The organism is Bacteroides sp. f07, from assembly GCF_042854785.1.
GTDB lineage: Bacteria > Bacteroidota > Bacteroidia > Bacteroidales > Bacteroidaceae > Bacteroides.
The window spans coordinates 1,646,352-1,671,603 of the sequence record NZ_BAABXI010000001.1; the positions used below are offsets into that span (position 1 = coordinate 1,646,352).

At 39.9% G+C, this 25,252-nt stretch carries 14 protein-coding genes; 7 read left to right on the forward strand and 7 right to left on the reverse strand.

Annotated features, from left to right (window positions below):
• Positions 1–149 precede the first annotated feature (149 nt).
• The 3 genes from ACGHVY_RS06665 to ACGHVY_RS06675 are packed head-to-tail and all read right to left on the reverse strand — an operon-like array spanning position 150 to position 6,853.
• The gene (locus tag ACGHVY_RS06665) at positions 150–3,017 is read right to left on the reverse strand and encodes a PD-(D/E)XK nuclease family protein (protein WP_390597956.1); all 2,868 of its coding nucleotides are present in this window, start codon (positions 3,015–3,017) and stop codon (positions 150–152) included.
• Positions 3,018–3,051: 34 nt separating this feature from the next.
• Positions 3,052–6,222 (reverse strand): UvrD-helicase domain-containing protein, encoded by a 3,171-nt coding sequence (locus ACGHVY_RS06670; RefSeq protein WP_390597958.1) that lies wholly within the window; start codon positions 6,220–6,222, stop codon positions 3,052–3,054.
• Positions 6,223–6,241: 19 nt separating this feature from the next.
• On the reverse strand, positions 6,242–6,853 hold the full coding sequence (locus ACGHVY_RS06675) for an RNA polymerase sigma-70 factor (RefSeq protein ID WP_390597960.1): 612 nt from the start codon (positions 6,851–6,853) through the stop codon (positions 6,242–6,244).
• Between the two features lie 161 nt (positions 6,854–7,014).
• Here ACGHVY_RS06675 and ACGHVY_RS06680 point away from each other — a divergent pair, with 161 nt between their 5' ends.
• Positions 7,015–8,010, forward strand: a complete 996-nt coding sequence (locus ACGHVY_RS06680; RefSeq protein WP_390597962.1) for a FecR family protein — start codon at positions 7,015–7,017, stop codon at positions 8,008–8,010.
• Between the two features lie 196 nt (positions 8,011–8,206).
• Here the strand turns inward: ACGHVY_RS06680 and ACGHVY_RS06685 are convergent, their stop codons facing one another.
• From ACGHVY_RS06685 to ACGHVY_RS06700, 4 genes are read right to left on the reverse strand one after another with little or no spacing between them, the layout of a single operon-like run.
• Complete coding sequence (locus tag ACGHVY_RS06685; RefSeq protein WP_390597964.1) at positions 8,207–9,394, reverse strand: BT_3987 domain-containing protein; 1,188 nt, start codon at positions 9,392–9,394, stop codon at positions 8,207–8,209.
• 21 nt (positions 9,395–9,415) lie between these two features.
• Positions 9,416–10,513: an endo-beta-N-acetylglucosaminidase family protein gene (locus tag ACGHVY_RS06690; RefSeq protein WP_390597966.1), complete on the reverse strand. Its 1,098-nt coding sequence runs from the start codon at positions 10,511–10,513 to the stop codon at positions 9,416–9,418.
• Positions 10,514–10,559: 46 nt separating this feature from the next.
• On the reverse strand, positions 10,560–12,197 hold the full coding sequence (locus ACGHVY_RS06695; protein ID WP_308743813.1) for a SusD/RagB family nutrient-binding outer membrane lipoprotein: 1,638 nt from the start codon (positions 12,195–12,197) through the stop codon (positions 10,560–10,562).
• Positions 12,198–12,215: 18 nt separating this feature from the next.
• On the reverse strand, positions 12,216–15,518 hold the full coding sequence (locus ACGHVY_RS06700) for a SusC/RagA family TonB-linked outer membrane protein (RefSeq protein WP_390597969.1): 3,303 nt from the start codon (positions 15,516–15,518) through the stop codon (positions 12,216–12,218).
• Positions 15,519–15,893: 375 nt separating this feature from the next.
• Between ACGHVY_RS06700 and ACGHVY_RS06705 the strand changes: the two genes are divergently transcribed.
• The 6 genes from ACGHVY_RS06705 to ACGHVY_RS06730 all read left to right on the forward strand — a co-directional run bounded on the left by ACGHVY_RS06705 (position 15,894) and on the right by ACGHVY_RS06730 (position 25,144).
• Positions 15,894–17,129 (forward strand): phage integrase SAM-like domain-containing protein, encoded by a 1,236-nt coding sequence (locus ACGHVY_RS06705; protein WP_390597971.1) that lies wholly within the window; start codon positions 15,894–15,896, stop codon positions 17,127–17,129.
• Between the two features lie 281 nt (positions 17,130–17,410).
• A complete protein-coding gene (locus ACGHVY_RS06710; RefSeq protein WP_407936195.1) occupies positions 17,411–20,248 on the forward strand; it encodes a SusC/RagA family TonB-linked outer membrane protein in 2,838 nt (945 codons plus the stop codon).
• Between the two features lie 21 nt (positions 20,249–20,269).
• Entirely contained in the window at positions 20,270–21,829 is a 1,560-nt protein-coding gene (locus tag ACGHVY_RS06715) for a SusD/RagB family nutrient-binding outer membrane lipoprotein (protein ID WP_390597973.1), read from the forward strand.
• Positions 21,830–21,860: 31 nt separating this feature from the next.
• Complete coding sequence (locus ACGHVY_RS06720; RefSeq protein WP_390597975.1) at positions 21,861–22,940, forward strand: glycoside hydrolase family 18; 1,080 nt, start codon at positions 21,861–21,863, stop codon at positions 22,938–22,940.
• Between the two features lie 16 nt (positions 22,941–22,956).
• On the forward strand, positions 22,957–24,012 hold the full coding sequence (locus tag ACGHVY_RS06725; RefSeq protein ID WP_390597977.1) for a BT_3987 domain-containing protein: 1,056 nt from the start codon (positions 22,957–22,959) through the stop codon (positions 24,010–24,012).
• 202 nt (positions 24,013–24,214) lie between these two features.
• A complete protein-coding gene (locus ACGHVY_RS06730; protein WP_390597979.1) occupies positions 24,215–25,144 on the forward strand; it encodes a BT_3987 domain-containing protein in 930 nt (309 codons plus the stop codon).
• Positions 25,145–25,252 lie beyond the last annotated feature (108 nt).

Consider the following 25,252-nt stretch of genomic DNA (forward strand, 5'->3'; position numbering starts at 1 on the left):
ACGTATTTCTCTGTTGAGAGATGATGCTTTAAGACTTCTTTATATATTATAATTCAAGCACAGATTACACGAATTACACGGTTTATAAGATAATTGGAAAAACCGTGAAATACGTGTAATCCGTGCCCAAATTATATTCTGAAAATAATCTATCGTTTACAGATTGCCTTAAAGTCACAGTACGAACATTTCTTTATATCCTCCGTTTGCGTAAAAGCTTCTTTCTCATCGAAAATCTCTTCTAATAGTGCTTGCAGGCGTTCGCGGAATTCGTCTTCAAAGAAAGCGAAATTATTTACCGGCATTTTAGGCTTGCGGGGTTCTCCCATTTCAATAACGGGCGAATAACTTTCCGATGCTGCGCGGTGGATATAGAGTAGGGCCGGAGCTACCATCAGCGATTGTTTCCGGCTCATAATGGCAGCATAGAGAAATGTCTGGAAGATATAATTCGGGCGTGTTTCCGAAGGGGTAAATAACTGCTCTATATTGGCTGGTGTTTTGGGGCTTCCGCCGGTTTTGTAATCAACGATTCTTAAAGTTCCTTCCTTAGCGTCCATGCGGTCTATCGTTCCACCCAAACGGAGAGTGAACGGGCCTTGTCCGGTGCGGATAGTTATTTCTTCTGAAACTTTCTCTTCCATGGCGATCATTTCAAAAGGAGTATATTGAAGGTCATTGCGCAGCAACTGTTTCAGATAAGAGACAATGACTTTGGAGTTGATGAGTTGTACGCCATTGTATTCGGGTTTTTCTTCAGGAGCTACCTTGAATAGTTCTTTCTTGAACGCCCGGTCAACATAGCTTTGCAGTTTGACCTCATCACGGAGTAAGCGTTCCAAGTCTTCTTTTTGTATCATATTTCCGTTGGCTGTCAGCTCGGTATAAGCCAGTTGGGCAGAGAGATGGAAAATCGTTCCAAACAGGGCGGAGTCAATTTCCGCACTGACTTCATCCGGAGTTTTCAGTCCTGCCACATACCGGTAGTAAAACCTCAGCCGACAGTCGAGGTATGCGTTAAGGGCAGAGGGGGAAAGAATCACAGATTTGGGGTTGGTACTATCGTAAGCACGGTAGATTCGTCTTAGTACTTCCGGTGTCTTCTCGATTTGTATTTCTTGGTTGTTTTGAGGAGATTGTCCGGCTTCCAGATATTCACGAGTGATTTCATGAGGGCCTTCTACTAATAGTTGCAGCATGAAGCGGGATTCTTCTCCACGATTCAGTCCGTCTGAAGAGGTGTTGTAGAGTAGGGTGATGTTTTCTGCCCGTTGTATCAGACGGTAGAAGTAGTAGGCGTACACCGCATTTTTGTGTTCGATGGTCGTCATGCCGAAAGCCTTTCGGAGATTGTATGGGATAAATGAAGATTCTCCACCGGATTTTGGCAATTGTCCTTCGTTGAGGGACAGCATCATGAGATTGCGGAAGTCGAGGTTACGTGTTTCCAATACTCCCATCACTTGCATTCCGATGGCGGGTTCACCATGGAAAGGGATATTGGAGGCAGTCAGAACTTTGCTAATCAGTCTTTTTAATGTGTCGGTGCGAACGTTCAGTTCTCCACTCTCAATCAGGCTATAGAGACGGTTGATTTTAAGATGACTCTGGAACAGGGACTCTCTGTAAAGTTGATTGAAAATATCGTTATATTCTCCTTCTTTGCGGTATAGGATGGAGATATCTTTGATTAGTCCGATAAGGTAGTCGCATAAATTTTTAATACCGCTGCGGGGAGTGAAGAGATTGGCCAGGAAATCATCTGATTTTAGTTCCGAAGGGAGCGGATAAAAGCGGTTTGTCTTTGTCAGTTCGCCTTCCAGTTTATCGGCATGCTCTGACAATTGTTGGGTGTAGGGATGCTTCAATATAGCTGATACTGCTTCGTAAGTGAACCGCCCGGTATCAGTACGATATCCATTGGTCTGCAACTCCATTGCCGCGTTGATAAAGCTGTAAACGGGAGTTTGCGCCAAAGGGAATCCCATGGTGATATTGACGTTCTTCACTTCTTGCGGAATAGAGTGGAGTACGGGAAGCAACAGTGCTTCGTTGCAGAGTACTACGGCATTTTCTTTTTCTTCACATTCATTGTTAGAGAAGGTGGTACGTACCCATTCGGGAAGGAAGCGCGCCTGCGCATTTTCGGTAGATGCGGAGATGTAGCGTATCTTCTTCGGTGTTTTGAAAGAGTTGAAATAACTTTCCGGAAGCTCGTTCGGGAAATCCTTCAGATTGCGGTTGAGAAATTCTCCGGCTTCATGTTTCTTGATTTGTCGGGTATAGAATATATCATAATCCCAGTAGAACATGGCTTTATCTGCGTCTTGCAGCAGTTTGAAGAATTGGTGTTCCACTTTATTCAGTACATTAAAACCGACGAATATATATTTGTCATACTTGAGCCGGTCAGTATCGAGCTGCTCGATGACATTCCGGTAGAGCATACCTTCGTAGGCAATGCCTAGCTCTGTCAACTTCTCCTGATAGCGGTGATAGATGGAGCCTAACTTGTCCCAAAGGGAAATAAATTTCTCTTTAAGTTCCGTTCGGCGTTCGATAGAGAAATTCTGGAAAAATTGTTGAATTGCTTCTTCCTGTTCTTCGTCGAGGAAGTCATAGTCATCCATCAGCTTCTTCAAGTCTTGCAGATTGCTGAATAGTTTGTCTGCATCCACCATATTTTTATCTACATCATCGAAGTCGCTGATAAGCAACTCTCCCCAAAAGTAGAAATCATCCAGTGTTTCCTGGCTTTGTGTTTCTTCCTTGAACACTTTGTAAAGTTCACAAACCAATCGAATCGGGTCACCGGTTTTCAGTGCGGACTGTTTCTGAAACAGGTCGCTGATACTCATTGCAGCGGGCGACCAAATAGGCTGGTCGGATTCTCCTGCCAGATATTCATTGAAAAACAGATTGGCACGTTTGTTCGGGAAAACGAGTACCGTGCGCGACAGGTCGTTTCCTATTTTGGAATATAAATCGTGAGCGACTAGTTGGAGAAATGTTTGCATATTGATTTTTTATATGGTCAGTTTCTAGGTTGCTTTATACTTTTTCTATTTTTTCTTCATCTACATACCACAAATATCCGGTGATATTCTTATATCCCATTTTGGTGAGCAGTTGCATATATCCTTTCACCTGCTTGTTATATTTGGGATTCTCTTTACCGAACTTGAAATCGACTACAACTACTTGGTCGCCTTTCATCATCACACGGTCAGGACGGCGGGTTTGTAATACTCCTTTTTCCTTATAAATGATGGCACATTCGTTGAACAGTGTCCATTCTCCTGAATACCAGTCTTGTATTTCGGGAGATGAAAAGGCTTTCTGCACCACTTCACGTGCCGTTTCTTCTTTTTCTTCGTTTCTGATTACTCCTTCAAATATAAGCCGGTCAATGGCAGGTTCAATATCTTCTGCCGTTTCGATGACGGAGAATAAGGTATGCAACATACGTCCGCGATTGATAAAACGGTCATCGGATTCTTCTTCCTCAATTCCTTGTATGAAGTCCGCTGAGCGGTTGGACTGGCGGAATTCAATATCATGGCGCATGGACTCCATTTGAACAGGTAGCTTTTCCGGTTTCTGAGTAAGCTTATTGGTAGAGGTCTTTGCTTTCTCTTCTTCCGAAGGGCAAAGTTTACCTTGCTCATAACAGTCTTCTTCCCAATCAATCCCCTCTTTGAGGGCTACAACGGGGAGTGCGTTTGCCAGTAGTTCCGACATTGTACCTTTTTGGGCCTTTTTGCTCCAGATGATAAGATTCTTTCCTGCCCGGGTGAAAGCGACGTATAGCAAATTCAGGTTATCCACCCAAAGTTGCAAGCGTTCATGCAGATAGTCGTTTCCATATATGGATTCCGCCATCTGCGTGGAGTAGTTGATAGGAAGAATATCCAAAGCGTTGAAGGGGGCTGCCTGAGGGGCACACCATACTAATTGGTTATTCGTTTCATTCTCTAATTTCCAGTCACAGAAAGGAAGAAGCACTGTGTGGAATTCCAATCCTTTGGATTTGTGTATGGAGAAGATACGGATACCTTCTATTTCTCCACTTGGAATCGTTTTGCTGCATAGTGTTTCGTCCCAATAACGGATGAATGCGTCAAGCTCGGAAGAATTGTTTTGCAGGTAATCCGTTACTGCGTCGAAAAAGGCAAACAGGTAAGCATCCTGGTCTTTGATGTTTTTCATTTCGAAGATGCTGAAAAGCTCCTCTAACAACTCATAGAGCGGCATTAGCTTCAGTTCTTTTATCCTTTCAAGGAATGCGGCAGGGAGATAATTCTCGGCAGGAAGAAGCAGGAGGGTATTCCAGTCCAGCCCTTTCTGTAAAACTTCGTTCTGATAGGCAACTGCCAGTTGGGCACGGGCTATCTTATTGTTTTCGTCCGAGAGATAGCGCAAAGCATCCATCATCATACAAATAGCCAGGGAAGCGTTCAGGCGGAATGCTTCGTCCGATACTATTTTGTAATGTAGCTCTTTATCGAAATAATCGGCGATGCGGGGAATACTTTTGTTCTTTCGTACAAGGATGGCTATATCATTTAACCGTACACCGTTGGCAAGCAGGTGTTCTACTTCTGTCCCTAAACTGATTAGAGTCTGTTCGGTATAGTCGTGTTCTTCGTCAGGTTCGAGAAAAGAGACTTTTACATATCCCTTTTCTGTGCTTCGGGGAGATTCCTGTACAACATCTGCATAGGCTTTTTGTAAGTCTTCACAATCTTTGCCGAGCTGCTGTTTGTAGACTCCGTTCAGATAGTCGGCAGCGGCCGTGAAGATATGGTTGTTGAACCGGATGATATTGGTTTCACTGCGTCTGTTGGTAGCCAATGTCTTGACACGGATAGGGAAGTGTTCGATACGGTCGTTCAAAGCATTGAGGATTCCCCAATCACCGTTTCTCCAACGGTAAATGGATTGCTTTACGTCTCCGACAATCAAACTGTTTGCCCCTTGGGATAATCCTTCCAGTAAAAGCAGTTTGAAGTTACCCCATTGCATCCGGCTGGTGTCCTGGAACTCGTCTATCATGACATTGCGGATATTCGTCCCTATTTTTTCGAATACAAAAGAAGAATCACCGTCTTTCACTAATTGGTGGAGCAGCGCATTGGTGTCTGACAGTAGGAACCGGTTGTTGTCATAGTTCAACTGGCGTACTTCTTCGTCAATATTGGCGAGAAGTTGTACTTTATTGAGATGTTGCAGGGACAGTCGGCAACTGTTCAGCAGCAGATTGTTTTTTGAACGTAACTTTTCGGCATCTTCCAAAATCTGCATGAGACTGGAACTTGCCAAGTTAATGATATCCGCATGGCGGGGGGAAGTCTTGGCTGCCCAGTTCTTGGCATCTTCCAGACATTTCTCTACTGTGGCATTACGTATATCGTTACCTAAAACCCCATTGTTGAGTTTACGGAAGTAGCTGCCGATTCCTCGTGAGCCACCTTTTAGGTCATCGGCAGTCAATGCGTGTCCGTCCAGTTCTCCTTCGAATTGGTCGTAGAAGCCTTTCATTTGTTCCAAAACCTCAGTCTCCAGGGCTTTCAGGTGTTTACGGTATTCTTTGATAGTATCCGGATTGCGCAGTCGCTCCCGAAGTTTTTCTCCTTTTTCAATGTAGCCTTCATCAAAGATATTGCGTCCGAAACTCTTGACCTCATCCGATACATTCCAACGCTTATCATCGGCAATCCGTTCGTTGATATAGTCTAACAGCCAGGCGAGGACGGGAGAAGTAGGTCCCAACTTTTCAATCATGCTGTCTACTGCATCACTAAGTACTTCGGTGTTGTTCAGTTCTATATTCAGGTTCGGGCTGAGTTCCAGTTCCCGTGCCAGATTACGCATGACGGATTGGAAGAATGAGTCGATGGTCTCTACCCGGAAACGGCTGTAGTCATGTAACATATAGCTGAGGGCAACACCGGCTGCTTCACGTATTTCCTGTTCTGTTTTACCGGTCTCTTCCTTGATACGGTTGAGATAGGCTTCTGAATCCTTATCACTCGTCTGGATACCATAAAGTTGGCTGAGAATGCGTTCTTTCATCTCTGCCGTGGCTTTATTCGTGAAAGTTACAGCCAGAATCTGCCGATAAGCACGCGGATTAAGAATAAGTAACTTAATATATTCTACAGCCAGAGTAAATGTCTTTCCTGAACCTGCAGAGGCTTTATAAACAAGGAGTTCGCTCATTATTTAATAATTGGATGAATTAATAAAACTTTTTCAGAAAATCAGTTCCGAAACAAAGTATGAATAGAGGCAGATAGTCTTTTAAGGCTACTCGCAGTAACTTCAAAGCCTGTCCGATTCTGTAATTGACCGTTTGGGGGGAAACCTTGAGCCTTTCGGCTATTTCCTTATGAGTCAACCGTTGGTTACGGTTCATTTCATATGCTTCCCGGTATTCTTTAGGAAGTTGTTTTAACGCTTCTTCGTAAAGTCGCAAGAGTTCATTTTCTAAATAGAAATCCGGATTACTGAATTCGCCTTCGTATTTTTCTACTATTTCCTGATGTACTTTCCGCTTAATCTCAAAATGGGAGATACGGTTCAGGGCTTTGTTCTTGACTATCGTAAAAAGAAGGGTTTTCAATGTCAGTTCCGGCATGAGGCTGGAACGGTTTTCCCATAACCACATCATTGTTTCCTGCACAATCTCTTCAATCTCTTCCTGCTCGGCAACATACTGTGAACAGAAGGCACATAATCGCCGAAAATAATGACGGTAAACTGCGTCAAATACTTTTTCTTCGCCTGCTTTCAGGGCGTTGATGACAGATTTATTATTGTTAATATCTAGAAATATTGGAGATTGTGACATTCTCTTATAATTTTGTAAGACAAAAATAATGAAAGAAGTAGAGAAAAGAAATAAAAACAGGAGAAAAATATTTTTTTCTTTTTGAGTTTAGTATATTTGTGCTGCCGACTGTATTACTACAAAGGTATTGTATTTTTTTTATTGTAAAAGATTGAATAGACATGGATGAAATATTCTTGTTGAGTTATCTACGGGGTGAATGTAATGACGAGGAAGCCGGACGGGTGGAAGCTTGGTGTAAGGAGGCACCGGAAAACCGGAAAGTTCTGGAACAGCTTTATTATACTCTTTTTGTAGGTGACCGGGTAGCGATGATGAATGCTGTAGATACAGAGGCATCATTAGATAAATTTAAATCGGCTGTTCGGGAGAAAGAAAAGAAGGCCAGGCGAAGGGACATATCACTCCGTTGGGGACGTTATAGTACTGTGGCTGCTGCTTTTCTTGCCGGACTTGTTTTTGCAGACGGAGTTACCTGGGGACTGTTATCCAATAAACTTTCGGACTATGAGGTGCTGACTGTTGCGGGACAAAGAGCGCAGACTGTACTTCCGGATGGTAGTAAGGTATGGCTGAATGCGTCCTCTAAATTGGTTTATCATAATTCTTTCTGGAGTTCAGACCGTCAGGTCGACTTGTCCGGCGAAGCTTATTTTGAGGTGGCTCATGATAAGCATGCTCCGTTTATAGTAAACAGTAAGCAAATCAAGACATGCGTGTTGGGTACTAAATTTAATGTGCGTGCACGCGAAGAAGAGAATAGGGTAGTGACTACCTTGCTTCAAGGATTGGTGCGGGTGGATTCTCCACGAACAGAAGAAAATGGTTATTTGCTGAAACCAGGACAGACATTGAACGTGAATACGGATACTTATCAGGCTGAACTGATTGAGTATAATCAGCCTACGGATGTTCTTTTGTGGATTAACGGCAAACTGATGTTCAAGCAACATTCTTTATTGGAGATTACCAATGTGATGGAAAAGTTGTATGATATTAAATTTGTTTATGAAGATGATACTTTGAAGGCAGAACGATTCACAGGTGAGTTCTCAACTGATAGTACACCGGATGAGATTCTTAATGTTTTGATGCATACTAATCATTTTGATTATAAGAAAAACGGACGTGTGATCCGGTTGATAAAGAAGAGATAAAATAGAGATATTTATAGAGGAAAAGAATGTTTGAGATAGAAGGCATGCCGGTTAGCTGGTATGCCTTTGTTTTGTATATGTGACTAATAAGAGGTATATGGCTTCCTGAAAAAAAGATAAGCACATCGTTCTTTCTGTTATTGATTGAACGATGTGCTTTAAGATTCTAGTTTTCTATCTTGATCTTATTATTCTATTATTCGGCAGGGAATACGAACATTTTGCCATCATTATCATCAAATTTTCCATTTCTAGGGAAAGGAAGATCTAGCTTACTCTTGTCTCCATTATAGTAAGTAGCCCAGTTCCACACCTTGTTTTCATCATTGGTAATTGCGCCTGTCTCATGATCACGTTTTTGTCCATTGCAAGGATAGTAAAGCAGCAATCCTTTTTCGTCCGGATTTACCATCTTCCAAGTGTATGCCTTGATTTGCTGTGCTGTGCGGGCGATATCCCAGAAGCGGACTTCACGAACATATTCATTACTACCGCCTATCCAGAAGCCGGTCAGACCATATTCTCCATCTCTGATCTCGCTTTCCGCCACCAAATCGCCATTCATATATACTAAAGTGGCTTTACCGTCATAAACAAATGCAAGCATATACCATTCGTTGGGTTGGGCTGCAAATTTATTCTTCGGTATGTCGATTTGTGCACCACCCGTTTTTATTTGTAACTGGTTATTGTCAATCGTCACATCTCCGAAACGAGTGAAAATCTCATCAAGCGGACTTGAGTTAGGGGCATTCTTTGTTCCACCGATAGATTTGTTAGGAGCATTGTATGCGGAACGTCTGACCATTACTTCCATAGTCCACTGCTTGACTTTAAAGTCTTGCGGGAACATCTGGTCGCTTTCACTTCCATAGTTATTCATAAGAAGTGCTTTGGTACGTGTACGTTTTTCCAGAATAATCAGCGCCTCTTCTTCACCCGGAATAGGAGCGATGCTTCCCTTGGATAAACGGATAGGCAATGCATAATCTCCTTTCATAGAGAATTTTAAATCCTTCAATGAAACCGGAATGGACTGCATGGCTAAATTAGGTTTAAAAGTCATGGCAGCCGGCATTTCGTACATTTCGGGTGGTAACATCAGATAGGATGTGTTATTCTTTCTGTTATATTCGTCGAGCTGTGCTTGATCACCGGCGATTAAAGGTATGTCGTATGATTTATCTTCTTTCACCGTTAAGCCGACTTTTATGTCCTTGATGAAATATTCCTTTCCCTCTTCCACGAAAATCTGGATGGGGCCTTTAGCGGCAATATATGCACCTTGGTCGCTTCCGTAGTCCTTTTGGGGATCTGTATACAATTCGTTCTGGCAGCCTGCTAGAAGCAACGTACCGAACAGAGTCATAACTATTTTTTTCATTGTTCTTTCTATTTAAAAGGTTTATTCAAATTTACCCGGATATACCTGGTTCCCATAATAAAGGGCGGTTCTAAGCCACTTGTATGAGGGTTCGTTGGCAAAGTCGTATTCCATATGGTAAGTACCTATGCCGCCGATTCGTTTACCGCTAGGTAAGTCCATAGTTGCATAATCAAAGATTTGAGCACCGTTGATGTATCTGAACTCAGGATGTACTGAACTATAATAGCCGGTAATGCCACCGGTTCTCCAACCTTGTTCAAATTCAACTGTGATAATTGTTTTGCGTTCCCAGTCATCCAGATGTGGATTATTGATTTTGCTGATTACCGAGCTTGTATAACTTTCCCAATAGGCCTGATAAATATATTGGTCTATCATTTTGGAGGTTTCAGTAGATAGAAGATCCGGTTCACCATCCATTACGAGCATTCTTCCTGCGGGACGCAAACGGGCACTCAGCGTTTCAATAAAGGCTTGCATCTTTTTATTACCTTTGGGACTGATTTCCTGACTGGTTGCTATTGTTCCATCGTGCCCATATCCCGGTTCATAGTCAATATCAAACCCGTCTATGTTATATTTCTCAATGGTGTCGCAGATAGCATTTGCATATGCAATACTTCCTTTTACTTCATCTCCGCCACCTAGTTCTTCTACCCAATATTGATGCATATCTTTTCCTATCGGAGTGATGCCGGAGCCGATATCCTGTACAATCCAGCAAAGTAGTGCCTTTCCGCCTTTCACATCCTGAAAGAATTTCAAATCAGCTTTTTGCTCTGCCGAAAGGCTTCCTCTTATTCCCCACAATGAAACGAAGTCTACACTGTCGGGTAACATTTTCAGATAGTTTTGGGCGTTTGTACCTTTACCGGTCCAGTTACCATACCATCCGAATCCTTTTACGTGAGGAGTTTTACGATACTCTCTGAGTTCCTTGTAAAATTCACGTTGCGAAGGCATTAAATCCTCTTCGCTTTGAGCTTCAATAAAGGGTATAAAACGTGTTATTTCCTCTTGTTCCGGGAACATCTCACGTTCCGTTTCTGTCCAGTCGGAACATGCTGCAAATCCCAGAGCTGCAATGCCAATGTATAAATAATTACGTAATCTCATAATATTAATTGTTGTTCATTGATTATTAAAACAATTGATTGCTTATTTAATTCTGGACAGGTCTGTCAGGACGTACCCACCAAAGCTTAGTGCCACCCTTATCCGGACCGTTCAACAAAGTAGAGATGGATGACATATTAGGGTTACCATCATATTCCTTTGTGGAGAAGCTGAAGCGTTCGGGAGTTCTGGCTTTTGCATCTGCACCGATCTTATTTGGCAAATTGTCGTCGAAGAGATCTGCCAGATAAGGAAAACCTGTTCTGCGATACTCTGTCCAAGCTTCTACTCCATTGGGATAAAGAGCCAGATATTTTTGTGTGATAATTTGCTGTAGTTTGCCTTCTTCAGAAGCTGTATCATCCCACTTAGGAGAAACATTTCCAGTGGTGATGTCAAAACTGTAGGAATAATAACCGGCATAGTGATAATTGCTCGTTGTCAGTATCGCTGGTTTTACATTACTCTTGTTTAAATAGTTAGTGGCAACGGCATCTGTAATACCCCATTCGTCCATAGACATTTTTACACCTGCTTCGTACAAGCTTTTCACATCTCCTGTTGTTAATTCGTACAATACAGCTTCTGCTTTTAAGAAGTATGTTTCTGAAGCTCTGAACCAATATAATGGATCTGCATTCTCTACTTTCGGACAAGACGCGAACTCTGCACTATTCTCTTTTGTTCCTTGTCCCTGGGTGTTACCCGGAGCAATGCAATAGTATCCATCTGTTTTGTTATATGTACCCTGTGTATAGTACATTTCCAGACGCGGGTCGCTATAACCTGTCAGATAAGACCATGCCGTGGCACCCATACGGTTTTCTTTGTAATCAATTGTTGCGATTAACGAATTAAGCAATGGATATTTGCTTGTGTTACCGATTTTAGCTTCATCGGCTTTGCTTTCAATTACGCCCCCGTTCTTTGGATTCAACGCTTTTTCAATATATTCTATTGATAAGTCCTTGTTGACAAAGTGAACGCGAACTGCCATTCTTAACATTAATGAATTGGCTAGTTTTGTCCATTTTGCGGGATCTCCATCGTAAATTAAATCGTATTTCGGCATGATCTTAGAAGTCGCCTTGTTCAGGATATCTGCACAAGTCTCCAAATCTTTTAGCATAGCTTTATATACATCCTCTTGTTTATCCAATGCCGGAGCGATGTCGCCATTGCCTGCGTTGGAGTAAACGATAGGACCGAAGCAGTCAGTAGCTCTTAACCAGCCGACAGCCTTTACGACATTGAATATAGCCATAATTTCTTGTTTCTCGGGCTCTTCGCTAGTTCCAATCTTTTGAAATATTTGCACCCAAGGCTGATATACTTTCATATAAAGCTGTTCGTATGCATAGTTCATTCGATTATCGGCAAAGTCCCAAGTAGCCTCTGTGCCAAACTTCCAGTTATTATTCATTCCAAAATAACCGATGTAATTTCCGGAAGACATGATATCCGTTACTGCAAGGTCGTTACCCGGTCCGGTAGTCTTACTCGGCGAACCGATAGGAATAACACGCTGTTGCATATCCATTAGTTGGGTACCATAAATCAATCCGCCTGCTTCCAGATCTTCGTCCGTCACACCGGTGGTACTTTTATTTATATCCATGTAATCTTCACAAGAGGTTAATAAACTTAGCGAGAAGATTAATAATAAGTATTTCTTAATTTTCATAATTTCAATTATCAATAATTAGAATCCAAATTTCAAACTAAACCCGTAAGTGCGGCTACTAGGCAACATAAAGTAGTCATAACCTTGACCGAATGTACCTGTTGAAGCTGTTAATTCAGGATCATAAGGAGCTTTATTGTAGATCATCCATAAATTAGTTCCATATACTGAAACGTTTACATTCTTCACGACATTACCAAACCATTTGTTGGGTAGGGTATAGCCGATGCTGGCTTCTTGTAGACGAATGTTCGTGGCAGAGTACACATAATATGAATCCAAATCGTAGATGGTTCCATAATAATCTTCCGGTTGCATCTTAATGTTACCCAACATTACGTAACCTGCATCGCGGGCATCAGCGGATGCTTTTGATACGCCAAAGCGGTCCAGTGTAGCTTGGGTTTTGGAAATAACGTTGCCACCGATTCTTGCGGTAAACATGACATTGGCATTAATTCCTTTGTAACTGAAACCATGTCTCCAACCCAGATTCCATTTTGGATTGACTGAACCGATCTTAAACGGTGTGGTGTTTTCTGTGGCTATTGTTTGTCCGGGATTGTAGGGAATGTATCCTTCTTCGTTTTTCTCTACTCGACGATCAGCATACAAAGCACCTACCTCGCCACCTTCACGAAGACGGAAACGACCTAGTTTGATATCACTTAAATCCATCAATTCGCCACTGACAGGATTCTTCACATTGGAAGCCAGTTTCTTAATCTTATTTTTATTGGAAGTAGCGGTGAAAGTCGTATTGTAGTTAAAGTCACCGAATGTCTGGTCGTAACCTAATGTCAATTCGATACCTCTATTCTGTACATTACCGGCTTGAACATACATATATTTATATCCGCTGGTTCCCGGCATATCGGCTTTCAATAACTGGTTGTAGGTGTTAGACTGGTATATTGTCACTCCTAAAGTAATGGTATTGTTGAACCATCTGGAGTCGACACCTAGTTCGTATGAACGGGTACGTTCTGCTTTCAGGTCATTCAAAGGATAATATTCGAAAGGAGCTACAGTTCCATCTTCAAATTTATGGGTGATAGTTCCCGGTGTTAAGCCTGTGAATGGAATCGGAGAACCTACTTCGGTATAAGAACCTCTGATTTTGAGATAGCCTAATACAGGTTGGATACTTTCACGAAGGCTGTTTGGCAAAAGCTCGGTAACGATAGCAGACAGACCTACCGACGGATAGAAAATCCACTCTTCTTTGCTATTCACCAATTGTGACGGTTTATCCGCACGACCGGTCAATGTCAGATATAAGGCTGAGTTCCATGACAATTCTGCAGAAGCGAAAGCTGCGAAGTTTTGTGTGCGTGAATCACCACCGGTTTCGAAAACATTGGCTACGGATGAGTTTACATTTCCATAGGTAAACTTATTGGGTACCAGTAATAAGTCACCGCCATATCCATGACCTTTTGTATCGTATTCTTCGAAAGATACACCGGCATTTACTGTAGCATGATAAATTTGGGCAAATTGCTTGTCGAAGTTTACCATAATATCGGCGTATTTTTGTTTGTAGAACTCATTTGAGTACTTATAGCGACCATTTTCTCCGGCAAAAGTGCTGATAGTGGATGCGTAGCGTTTGTCTTCCGATTCGGAGTATGTGTTGTCCATGCGGAGACGACCGGCAACGTTCAGATAGTCTGTGATGTCATATTTCAGACTTCCATATAACATATAACGGTCTTTTGCTTCAGGGCGCAGGTTACGATAGGCAATCCAATACGGGTTTTGTACATCCATACCCATACCACCCGGTTGCCAGTTCTGTGCATTATATCCCAGTTCGTTATTGTAACGTTCGAAATACTTTTCACTTTCAAAGTTCATTCCTCTCGGATATAGATAAGCTCCTACGATAGGGTTGAAATATGTACCGAAAGATACCATATTGTTGTAGAATTCGCGAATATAGCTGGCAGATACATCTAAAGTCAATTTGTCATTCAGGAACTTGGCTGTATTGCGGAATGTTACGTTATAACGATGGTATTTGTTATTCTCAACCATACCTGTAGAGTTAACAGCAGAGGCAGAAATGTATGTCTGGTTCTTCGCTGTTCCCATTGAAAGGTTGAATGAATTATTAAATGTAGCTCCTGTATTGAAGAAATCTCTGGGTTCCCATGAAGACGGATGTTCCATTTTATTTCCCCAAGAGAAGTAATCGTCTGAAATATTTCCGTAGGTATTCTGGAATTCCGGCATTACAAACGGATTGGCGAACTCGACAGAAGAGGATACATTCAAACGCATTGTACCTTCTGCACCTTTTTTAGTGTTGATAAGGATAACGCCATTAGCAGCATTGGCACCATACAACGCAGCAGCCGACGGTCCTGTCAATACTGATAGGCTTTCTATATCGTCAGGATTGAAGTTGGCGATACCTTCTCCGGAAGTTGCTCCACCAAACCCAGTACCATCTCCGGAGCGATCGGCTTTATTTCCGATAGGAACACCATCTACTACATATAATACATTGTTCTGACCTGCGATGGACTTGTTACCACGCATCACAACACGAGTACCACCACCTACACCGGATGCACTACGCTGAATGTTTACACCGGCAACTTTACCATTCAAACTGTTCATAAAGTTGGCATCTTTAACTGTAGTCAGTTCGTCACCTTTTACTTGTTGCACATTATAGCTTAATGCTTTCTCTGAACGCTTGATACCCAATGCAGTAACAACTACTTCATCCAATGCTTGGGTGTCTTCTCCCATTACAATTTTCAAGGGTTGCGCATTGGCTAGCGTGATTGCTTGGGAGGCATAACCGATATAGGATACTTCAAGTACATCACCTTTTGCAGCTTGTATTTTGAAATTTCCATCCATATCAGTAATAGTACCATTTGAAGTTCCTTTCACTAAGACACTAACTCCGATCAACGGTTCACCTTTTGCGTCTGTTATAGTACCACTTGCGGCAATCGGTGTTTTTTTCTGTTGGTCTACTTTATTATTTTTAGCAGAAAGTACAATATGGTTATCAACTACTGAAAAACTGGTATTGACACCTTTGAATAATTGATTCATTACATTATTCAAAGACTCTTTTGATACTTTAATAGATATAATGCGATTAATATCGACATCATTTGTGTTATATACTACTGACATTGAAGTTTGCTTCTCAATTTCTTTCAATGCAGTGTTTAAGGGTACTTTTGATAGATTAAGAGTGATCGTCCGTTCTTGCCCATAAACTGAAGCAAAACACGAAAACAACAAAAGGAAGAATAACAAGTATGGAAACTTGTGTTTTATAATTTCTTTCATCTTATTCTTATTAATTAGAAATAGTTTTTAGGTAAAAATCAATAAGCGATAAAGTATTATCGCTTCTTACACGAAGGTTTCATGTATCTCTGTCTCTCATACTCACTAAATTTAAAGGTTACACTTAAAACATTTTTTCAATAAGCGCTTATTCAATAGTAGTACATTTTATATTGTAACCTTACTAAACGAAGATAAGACTTTTTTTAAAAAAAATGAGAAATTCAAATAACTAATAAAAGAATGACACATAAATATTTGATAAATAGAAAATTATGCATTCATTATAATCGAACTGATTTATTACCTTTGCATACATTTTGCATGCAATTTCTATATGCTTAAATTAATGTATAAGATATAAACATTCATTTTATGTTCAAATATTCAAGAGATGGAGTTTCAGTGTTAACCATATTAGATGCTAGAAGAGCCAAAAAGAGTGGGTTATTTCCTGTTAAGGTTCAAGTAGTGTTCAGGAGAAAACAAAAATATTACTCGACCGGAAAGGAACTTTCAAAAGAAGAATGGGAAAGATTACTTAAAGCAAAAAGCAGGCTATTAACCGAAATACGAGCAGATATTGAATGTAGTTTTTCCACAGTTAAACAACAAGTTAACGAACTGATTCAGAAAGGGGAATTTAGCATAGAAGCTTTAAATATAAGGCTAGGAAGACAGATGAAAGATATAAATCTGCATAGTGCTTTTAATCTAAAAATGAAAGAGTTAAAAGATAATGAGCAAGCAAGTACTTACTTAAACTATCAAAGTGCCTTAAAAAGTTTAGAGAATTTTGGCGGAACATACATTCCGTTGGAAAGGGTAACAGTTGATTGGCTCAAGCGCTGCGAGCGTTATTGGCTTTTGGAAGGCAAGAGTTATTCAAGTATTAGTATTTATTTTCGAGCTTTGAAATGTATATTAAACCGTGCAGTACGCGATGGACTTTTAAAAGAATCATCCTTTCCTTTCGGGAAAGACAGATATGAGATTCCTGAAGGATGCGGACGCAAATTAGCACTTACCCTTCCGGAAATAAAGAAAATCATGTCTTATCAAGATGGAGCAAAAGATATAGAAGAGTTCCGTGACTTATGGGTATTTTCTTATTTATGTAATGGAATTAATTTTATGGATTTACTATTCCTTCGGTATTCAAATATTGTAGATGGAGAAATATGTTTTGTGCGTTCTAAAACATCTAGGACAGCAAAACATACTAAAGAGATACATGCTACCATAACTCCAGAAATGTGGAATATCATTCATAAATGGGGTAATCCACAGTTGAGCCCGCAGACATATATTTTTAAATATGCCAAAGGTAACGAAAATGCATTTGAAAGAATCAGGTTGGTACGACGTATTGTTACTAAATGTAATCGAAGACTTAGGAAAATAGCTGAAAATATAGGTATTGCTCAACTGACAACTTATACAGCACGCCATTCATTTGCCACTGTGTTAAAACGTGCCGGTGCTAAAACATCTTATATCTCTGAAAGCTTGGGACATTCTAATTTAGCTGTTACAGAAAACTATTTAGCTTACTTCGAGAAGGAAGAAAGAATTAGAAATGCTCAATTATTGACCAACTTCAATCTATAAGCTAAGATAATGCATGCAAATTGTATGTACAACTCTTATTTTTCCATATAAATCAACAAAACAATTTGTGAAGAAAACAAGAGTGATAGATATCTTTCATTATATTTATTATTAGTTACAAAAGGAGTAGGTCAGATATCTACTTGATTAATCTCATGTCAAGTATTATCAATAAGGTCACAAAAACATAAGCAAAAAGATTATTTTGATATATAATGGACTTTAGAGTATAAAATAAGTTAGTATGAATTGGAACGGATAGAATCATATTTATTTAGAATATATATTCTGATAAGGTACATTTCTCCCAAGCAATCACGCTAGCTAATGCGCAACCCCTGAAAATTGTAATGGGTGAAGATACAAAGGTACTGGATGAAGTAGTAGTTACAGCTCTTGGCATCAAACGATCACAAAAAGCATTGAGTTACAATGTACAAGAAGTAAAGGGGGATGAATTGACTACGGTCAAGGATGCTAACTTTATGAATTCACTTGCAGGGAAAGTAGCAGGCGTGAATATAAATGCTTCCTCTTCCGGCATTGGTGGAGCAACACGCGTGGTAATGCGTGGTACAAAATCTATTTCAGCTAATAATAATGCATTGTATGTAATCGATGGAGTACCTATATTCAATACAAATAACGGAGAGACCAATGGTCAATACTCTACTCAACCAAAGGGAGAAGGTATTTCCGATATCAATCCGGAAGATATTGAAAGTATGTCTGTATTAAGTGGACCGGCAGCGGCAGCTTTATATGGCTCTAATGCAGCACAAGGCGTTATTTTGATAACTACCAAAAAAGGGAAAGAAGGAAAAGCAAGAGTTACCATCTCCAATAATTCCACTTTTTCTCGGCCATTTATAATGCCCGAATTTCAGAATAGCTATATAAATAAAGCAGGCTCTTTCCAAACTTGGGGTGAAAAAGGGATTTCACCATTTGGAGAATATGATCCAAAAGACTTTTTTAATACCGGAACAAATATCCAAAATACCATTTCATTGTCAGTAGGAAATAAAAATAATCAAACCTACTTTTCTGCCGGAACTACTAATTCTCAAGGCATCATTCCTAACAGTAAATATGACCGCTATAACTTCACAGTTAGAAATACAACTTCTTTTCTGAATGATAAAATGACATTGGATGTAGGTTTCAGTTACATAATACAAGAGGACCGCAATTTGATTGCCCAAGGTGAATATTTCAATCCGCTACCTGCAGTTTATCTCTTTCCGAGAGGAGAAAATTTCGATACCGTGCGTATGTATCAGGAATATGATAACACCAGGAAAATAAATGTTCAAAACTGGGCATGGGGAGATCCGGGATATAGTATGCAGAATAATCCATATTGGGTAGTCAACAATATGAACCATGGGACAAAAAAACAACGCTATATGGCTAATGCCAGCTTGAAGTATCAAATATTAGATTGGTTAGATATTATTGCCCGTGTGCGAATTGATAATGCTAATAGTGACTTCACAGATAAACGTAATGCATCCACAGATTCGAAATTTACTGCTAGTTCTATTTATGGTTTCTACAAATATTCGAAAACAGATGATCGTCAAGCATATGCAGATGCTATATTGAATATCAATAAACGATTTGGTGATTTTTCAATCGCAGCCAATATCGGTGGTAGTTTTACGCAGACCTACAATAATGAAAGGGGATTCCAAGGCCCTCTGAAAGATATGTCAAATGTATTCTCTTTGTATAATATGGATACAACATTGGGTAATGACACTTATCCGATAGAGAATGGATGGAAACAACGTACAAATTCGGTCTTTGTAAGTGCAGAATTTGGATGGAAAAGTATGCTTTATCTTACTGCAACCGGACGAAATGATTGGGATTCAGCTTTAAGAAATACTGAACAATTATCATTCTTCTATCCTTCTATCGGACTTTCTGGCGTTATTTCTGAAATGATTAAGTTGCCAAAGTTTGTATCATATCTGAAAATTCGTGGTTCTTTTGCATCTGTCGGTTCAGCTATCCCACGCAACTTGACTTCTACCTGGAAATACGAAAAAGATCCGGCTACCAGTAAATGGGTAACTACTACTTACCACCCTCTCCCCAAACTTTATCCTGAACAGACGAACTCGTGGGAGGCTGGCCTAAGCGCAAAGTTATTTAATAATTCATTAAGCTTGGAAGTCACTTGGTATAAATCAAATACAAAGAAGCAGACTTTAAAAATTCCATTGTCAGCTAGTGCCGGATATGCCTATATGTATGCACAATCAGGTAATGTACAGAACACCGGTATGGAATTCTCTTTAGGATACAATAAGAAGTGGGGTGATTTTGGATGGAATTCAAACGTGACTTTTAGTTTCAACAATAATAAGATTGTTGAATTGCTGGAAAACTATGTAGATGAAGATGGAACTCATTACTCTCTGTCGGAAAGCGACCAGGGAGGAATAGGACCTATTAAGTATCTTTTGAGAAAAGGTGGAACAATGGGTGATATATATACTACTAATCGTTTGAAAAGAGATGCAGAGGGCAATATACTCGTAGATGCAGTTACACATAATGTAAAGAAAGAGGATATAAAATCCTCTAGCGATTACGTGAAGTTAGGTTCTGTATTACCTAAAAGTAATCTTGGATTTCGTAATGATTTTAGTTATAGGGGATTCAATATAGGTTTTATGCTTGCTGCTCGCTTTGGCGGGGTTGTTATATCACCAACTCAAGCTGTGATGGATGCTTTTGGCGTATCGAAGGAATCAGCAACGGCACGTGACAATGGAGGTATCGGTGTCAATTATGGGAAAGTAGATGTACAAACGTATTATACAGAAACCGGAGGTATTAGTGGTCTGCTATCCAATTATGTATATAGCGCGACAAATGTACGTCTGCAAGAAGCGAGTGTGGGATACTCATTCCCCACTAAATGGTTCAACAATAAGTTAAATCTGAGTTTGTCTGTTGTAGGGCATAATTTGTGGATGATCTATAACAAGGCTCCGTTCGATCCGGAGTTGACCGCTTCTACTGGAACTTATTTCCAAGGAGTAGACTACTTCATGCAACTTAGCCAACGCAACATTGGCTTCAATGTAAAAATACAATTCTAAATATTCAAATATACAGGAATTATGAAGATAAATAAATATATTATTCACTTGTCAATTGCAGGCTCATTATTGCTTGGCACGTCCATATTTCAATCTTGTATGGATGATGAATTGAACCGACCGGATGGTAAAATATCGGAGGAAGAACTAAACCGTGACGGATATGCAGCAAATGCGTTCTTCCCGACGATGTGTGACTATGCCTATCCGGTAGCTACAGAAAATATATATAACACGATGGAATCCCTTATCGGTGACTGTTATGGGCGTTATCAGGTACTTGCCACCGATAAATTCAAAGGAGCTAATTTTATTAGTTACAATGCTCCTGGCGATTGGCTAGACCAACCTTTCAAAGATGGAAATGTCATGGTAAAGATTTCCACAGCTTGGAACAAGATTAAAGAAGTCACAGGAGGAACAGGAGTTAATTTTGCTTGGGCACAGATTTTGAGAATAACTGCCATGCAGCGGTTGGTGGACCTTTATGGAGCAATCCCTTACAGTAAGATGGAATCAGGCAATCTAAATTCTCCCTACGATACTCAAGAAGAAGCTTATCGTGCAATGTTCAAAGATCTGACAAATGCGATTAATGATATGACTTTATTTGTCAATCAACACCCAGAGGAAAGGCCCATGAAGAAATTCGATAATATCTATGAAGGAGATTTCAGAAAATGGGTAAAATACGCCAACTCGTTAAAGCTTAGAATGGCTGTCCGAGTTCGTTTTGCTGCCCCTGATTTGGCAGAACAAATGGGCACTGAAGCAGTCAATCATCCTATCGGAGTTATTGTAAACAATGAAGATAATGCTGCTGCTTCCGGAAACAAAAATCAACTTTGGACTGTACTAGTCGACTGGTCCGACCACTGTGTTTGTGCTGACATCACATCTTACATGAATGGATATCAAGATCCACGTCGTTCTAAGTATTTCACAAAGAAAACAATGAGTACAGGTAGTGAAGAATACATAGGAATGCGTTCAGGTATCTCATATAACAGATCCGACCGGTTGGGATTTTCATTGATTAATGTACAGAGAGAAGACCGTACACTGTGGATGAGTGCAGCCGAGACAGCTTTCAACAAAGCAGAAGGTGCAATGTTGCATTGGGATATGAAAGGAAAAGAAAAAGACTTGTACGAGGAAGGAATTCGGCTTTCATTTCAACAATGGGGAGTTAATGGTATTGAAAGTTATCTAGAAGGTGCTACCCCTCAAAGTTCTTACACAGACCCATTAGGAAGTGGAAGTACAGGAGCTGTCAGCACTATTACTGTTAAATGGAATGACGGAGATAGCGAAGAAATCAGATTGGAACGTATTATCACTCAGAAATGGATTGCTTTATGGCCGCTTGGTCAGGAAGCATGGAGTGAATACCGACGTACCGGTTACCCTAAGTTATTTCCGATAGCTCCGGGAATCAGTCCGAATATTCCGGTGGCCAACCGCATTCCCTTCCCTACCACTGAATTTACTCGAAATACAGAAAATGTGAATGAAGCTGTGCAGAAGTTAGGAGGTAATGGGTACGATACTAAGATATGGTGGCAACGCACTGATAAATAAAACCAGATTCACAGATTTTAATCTTAAAAATATGAAGAAGATATTCTATTACATTTTATCATTGTTAGGTTTTTGCCTGATTATTTCCGCTTGTGAAGATTGGACGGAAACTGAATCTTTGAATCCCGAAAAATTAGTAGGGACGAATAAATCTGACGAATATTATGCTCGTCTGCGTGCATACAAAGCTTCCGATCATCCTGTTTCTTTCGGATGGTTCGGTAATTGGACAGGTAAAGGTGCAAGTCTGGAAAACTGTATGACCGGATTGCCGGACAGCGTAGATTTCATCTCAATGTGGGGTGGTTGGAAAGCACCGACAGAGGCTATGCTGCAAGACCTTCGTTATGTGCAAGAAAAGAAAGGAACTAAAGCGTTAGTTGTATTCCTCGTATTAGAAATGGGAGATCAAATTACCCCTGATGAATACAATGCCACTCGTGAAGACAGGCATAAGTTCTGGGGATGGATAGATGGTGATGAAGAAGCTATTGAGAAATCAATTGTTAAATTCGCTAACGCTATCTGTGATACCATTGATAAATACAACTATGATGGATTCGATCTCGATTGGGAAAACGGAGTTCCTCAACCATTCCCGACAAATTATGAAATGGGAGTGGGAAATAGAATCTCTGTATTCATTGAAACAATGGCAAAACGCATAGGGCCTAAATCCGGAACCGGACGTTATTTTGTTATTGATGGAGTATACGACGGAGTACCTGCTAAATATGGTCCTTATTTTAATTATTTTATCACACAAGCTTATGGAGCCAGTAGTGAAGCTACTTTGAATAGCCGCATGGATGATATGATCAAACACTATGCCGATGTAATGTCAGCAGAAGAATGTGCAAAGAAATTTATCGTTACAGAGTCATTTGAAATGTATACTTCAGGTGGAGCCGATTTTACTACCCCAGACGGAAAGAAAATTAAGTCATTAGAGGGAATGGCTCGCTGGAATCCGGTTGTTAATGGCAGGAAAGTACGAAAAGGTGGTGTTGGCACCTATCATATGGAATATGAATTTTCAGAGGACGGATATGATGTCAGTTATCCATATCTCCGAAAAGCCACACAAATAATGAATCCGGCAGTTAAATAATTAAATGTATTACTTTATGAAACGAATATCAACAATTACAAGTATGGGCACGGTAGCATTACTTCTTGTTATAGTAAGCATAACAAGTTGTAACGATGCAAAATATGATACAATTGATAGCCGTATCTATATTCAAGAAACTGGAATCAAATCATATTCATCCAGCAAAGTGACAATTAGTGACGAGAACGTAACAGTTATGGTAACGCCTCGCACTGGACAAAACGTTGTTCAAGATACAGAAGTAAAATTCAAGATTGATGCTGAAGCATTAAAAGACTTTAATCAAAGGAATGGAACTAGTTATGAAGTTTTGCCTGAAGATAATTACATTTTTGATAGTCCTATAGCTACTATTCAAAATGGGACAAGTGCCGGCACGAGTGTTGCAGCTACTATTATGCCTCTATCGGAAGAGTTATCGACTTCAGGGAAACAATATGCCTTACCTTTGGCCATTGAGTCTGCTTCCGGAATTGAAGTTATGAAAGGAGCCGATGTTATGATTTACATTGTAGATCCGCTTATTATTACATCAGTGCCAGTCATTAACTACAAACACCATCTATTCATGCATATGAGACAAAATTATGCGCTGAGTGAGTGGGCTGTGGAATTCCGTTTGAGTATCGATGAATTAGGTACAGAAAAAGGGCAGAAAAACAATCAGGCATTGTTTGCTGCAAATGCTCCAGCAGGAATGGACGGTGAAATCTATACTCGTTTTGGTGATGCAATGGTAGAAGGTAATTTACTTCAGATTAAAAATCAGGGTTCACAATTTAACAGTACGATGAAGTTTGACATCAATACATGGTATCATGTTGCATTGGTTAATAACGGAGCTACCATAACCATGTACATCAATGGAGTAAAGGATAGCGAAATGACCTCGCCAGGAAAATTAACAAATGTCGGAGGTGATTTTTCGTTTGGTGCCGGAGATATGTTATTAGCTAATGTTAAAGTTAGCGAGATACGTTTCTGGACTAAGGCGATTACTCCTATACAAATTGCTAATAATATGTTTAATGTTGATCCTCAGAGTGAAGGTCTTGAAGGATATTGGTAATTAAATGAAGGCGAAGGACGTGAATGTAAAGATTATACAGGTCATGGCAACAAAGCCGGATTTTACAAAAAGGTTCAGACTGGATGGGCTGGCGAAGAGGTCTGGGTAGAACAGGAAACGACTCCGGCATGGATTCACAATGTCAAAGGGGAAAATGGTCCGGATAGTAAAGTAGAAGGAAATAATTAAAAATAGACTGATTATGAAATATCTGAATTATATAAGTTTCAACATAATCGTGATCGTTCTGTTTTCTAGCATAGCATGTACATCTTGTAGCGATAAAGATGAGAAAATAGAAAACGAGTATGTATATTTGGTAAATTTCAGAGGTACCTCTGAAAATACAACGCAATGGACAGTAGCTCAAACTTCTGTAGGCGGAATTTGTGAGCAAAATGAATTTAAATTTCCTGTTATGCTTACTTTGCCATTACAAACAGACATAGAAATCTCTGTTGAATTGGCTATGAATGAGATTGATGTATATAACACCAATAATAACACATCATACGCATCCCCTTCGAGTGACTCATATAGTTTCACCAATAAAAGTGTAACGATAAAGGCAGGAGAACTAGAGTCTTCCGATTCTATATGTCTCACAATTAATGATTTTAATTTATTAAATGCTGAAGAAGGATATATATTTCCCTTTCGTTTATCTGAAGTATCCACAGGAAATGCTAGTATAAGTTCTAATCTGAATATGTTGTATCTTATTTTGAATAACACCTTTAGTAATATTGATACGAAAGCAGTTTCGATTGAGGGTGAAGTTTGTGACCGTTCAAGATGGATCTGTACATCTCCAGATAGCTATTATACAGACCCACAAGATGTTCTTGATGGAAATCCATATTCTCAATGGGAGGGATTTACATACGGTAATCAAATTAGTTTTAAGATTAATATGGGTACTCAAAATTCAATTAAAGGATTAACTTTCTCTCCCAATTATGTACCTGATGGTCAAATATGCCCCAATAATATGAAAACGACAAACGTATCTACAAGTAATGATGGCTATGAATGGACAGATCAAGGAAGTATCGTAATGCCGGCAGTTAGTGCCAATGCATCTTATAATAATCCGGTACTCAATATTATTAAGTTTGGCAGTGAACACTAAAGTTACACCACGTTGTTTGTTATAACTAAAAGTTATACCGGAGCAAAACGCTCCGGTATTAATTGGTTGCTAAGATAGTCACTATTTTTTAATTTTCCAACTTATTTT

Excerpts from the sequence above, each read along its gene's own strand:
- ACGHVY_RS06715 (WP_390597973.1), top strand. The coding sequence starts at position 20,270 with ATGAAGATAAATAAATATATTATTCACTTGTCAATTGCAGGCTCATTA.
- ACGHVY_RS06690 (WP_390597966.1), bottom strand. The coding sequence starts at position 10,513 with ATGAGATTACGTAATTATTTATACATTGGCATTGCAGCTCTGGGATTT.
- ACGHVY_RS06680 (WP_390597962.1), top strand. The coding sequence starts at position 7,015 with ATGGATGAAATATTCTTGTTGAGTTATCTACGGGGTGAATGTAATGAC.
- ACGHVY_RS06670 (WP_390597958.1), bottom strand. The coding sequence starts at position 6,222 with ATGAGCGAACTCCTTGTTTATAAAGCCTCTGCAGGTTCAGGAAAGACA.
- ACGHVY_RS06700 (WP_390597969.1), bottom strand. The coding sequence starts at position 15,518 with ATGAAAGAAATTATAAAACACAAGTTTCCATACTTGTTATTCTTCCTT.
- ACGHVY_RS06730 (WP_390597979.1), top strand. The coding sequence starts at position 24,215 with ATGAAATATCTGAATTATATAAGTTTCAACATAATCGTGATCGTTCTG.
- ACGHVY_RS06685 (WP_390597964.1), bottom strand. The coding sequence starts at position 9,394 with ATGAAAAAAATAGTTATGACTCTGTTCGGTACGTTGCTTCTAGCAGGC.
- ACGHVY_RS06695 (WP_308743813.1), bottom strand. The coding sequence starts at position 12,197 with ATGAAAATTAAGAAATACTTATTATTAATCTTCTCGCTAAGTTTATTA.
- ACGHVY_RS06725 (WP_390597977.1), top strand. The coding sequence starts at position 22,957 with ATGAAACGAATATCAACAATTACAAGTATGGGCACGGTAGCATTACTT.
- ACGHVY_RS06665 (WP_390597956.1), bottom strand. The coding sequence starts at position 3,017 with ATGCAAACATTTCTCCAACTAGTCGCTCACGATTTATATTCCAAAATA.
- ACGHVY_RS06720 (WP_390597975.1), top strand. The coding sequence starts at position 21,861 with ATGAAGAAGATATTCTATTACATTTTATCATTGTTAGGTTTTTGCCTG.
- ACGHVY_RS06675 (WP_390597960.1), bottom strand. The coding sequence starts at position 6,853 with ATGTCACAATCTCCAATATTTCTAGATATTAACAATAATAAATCTGTC.
- ACGHVY_RS06705 (WP_390597971.1), top strand. The coding sequence starts at position 15,894 with ATGTTCAAATATTCAAGAGATGGAGTTTCAGTGTTAACCATATTAGAT.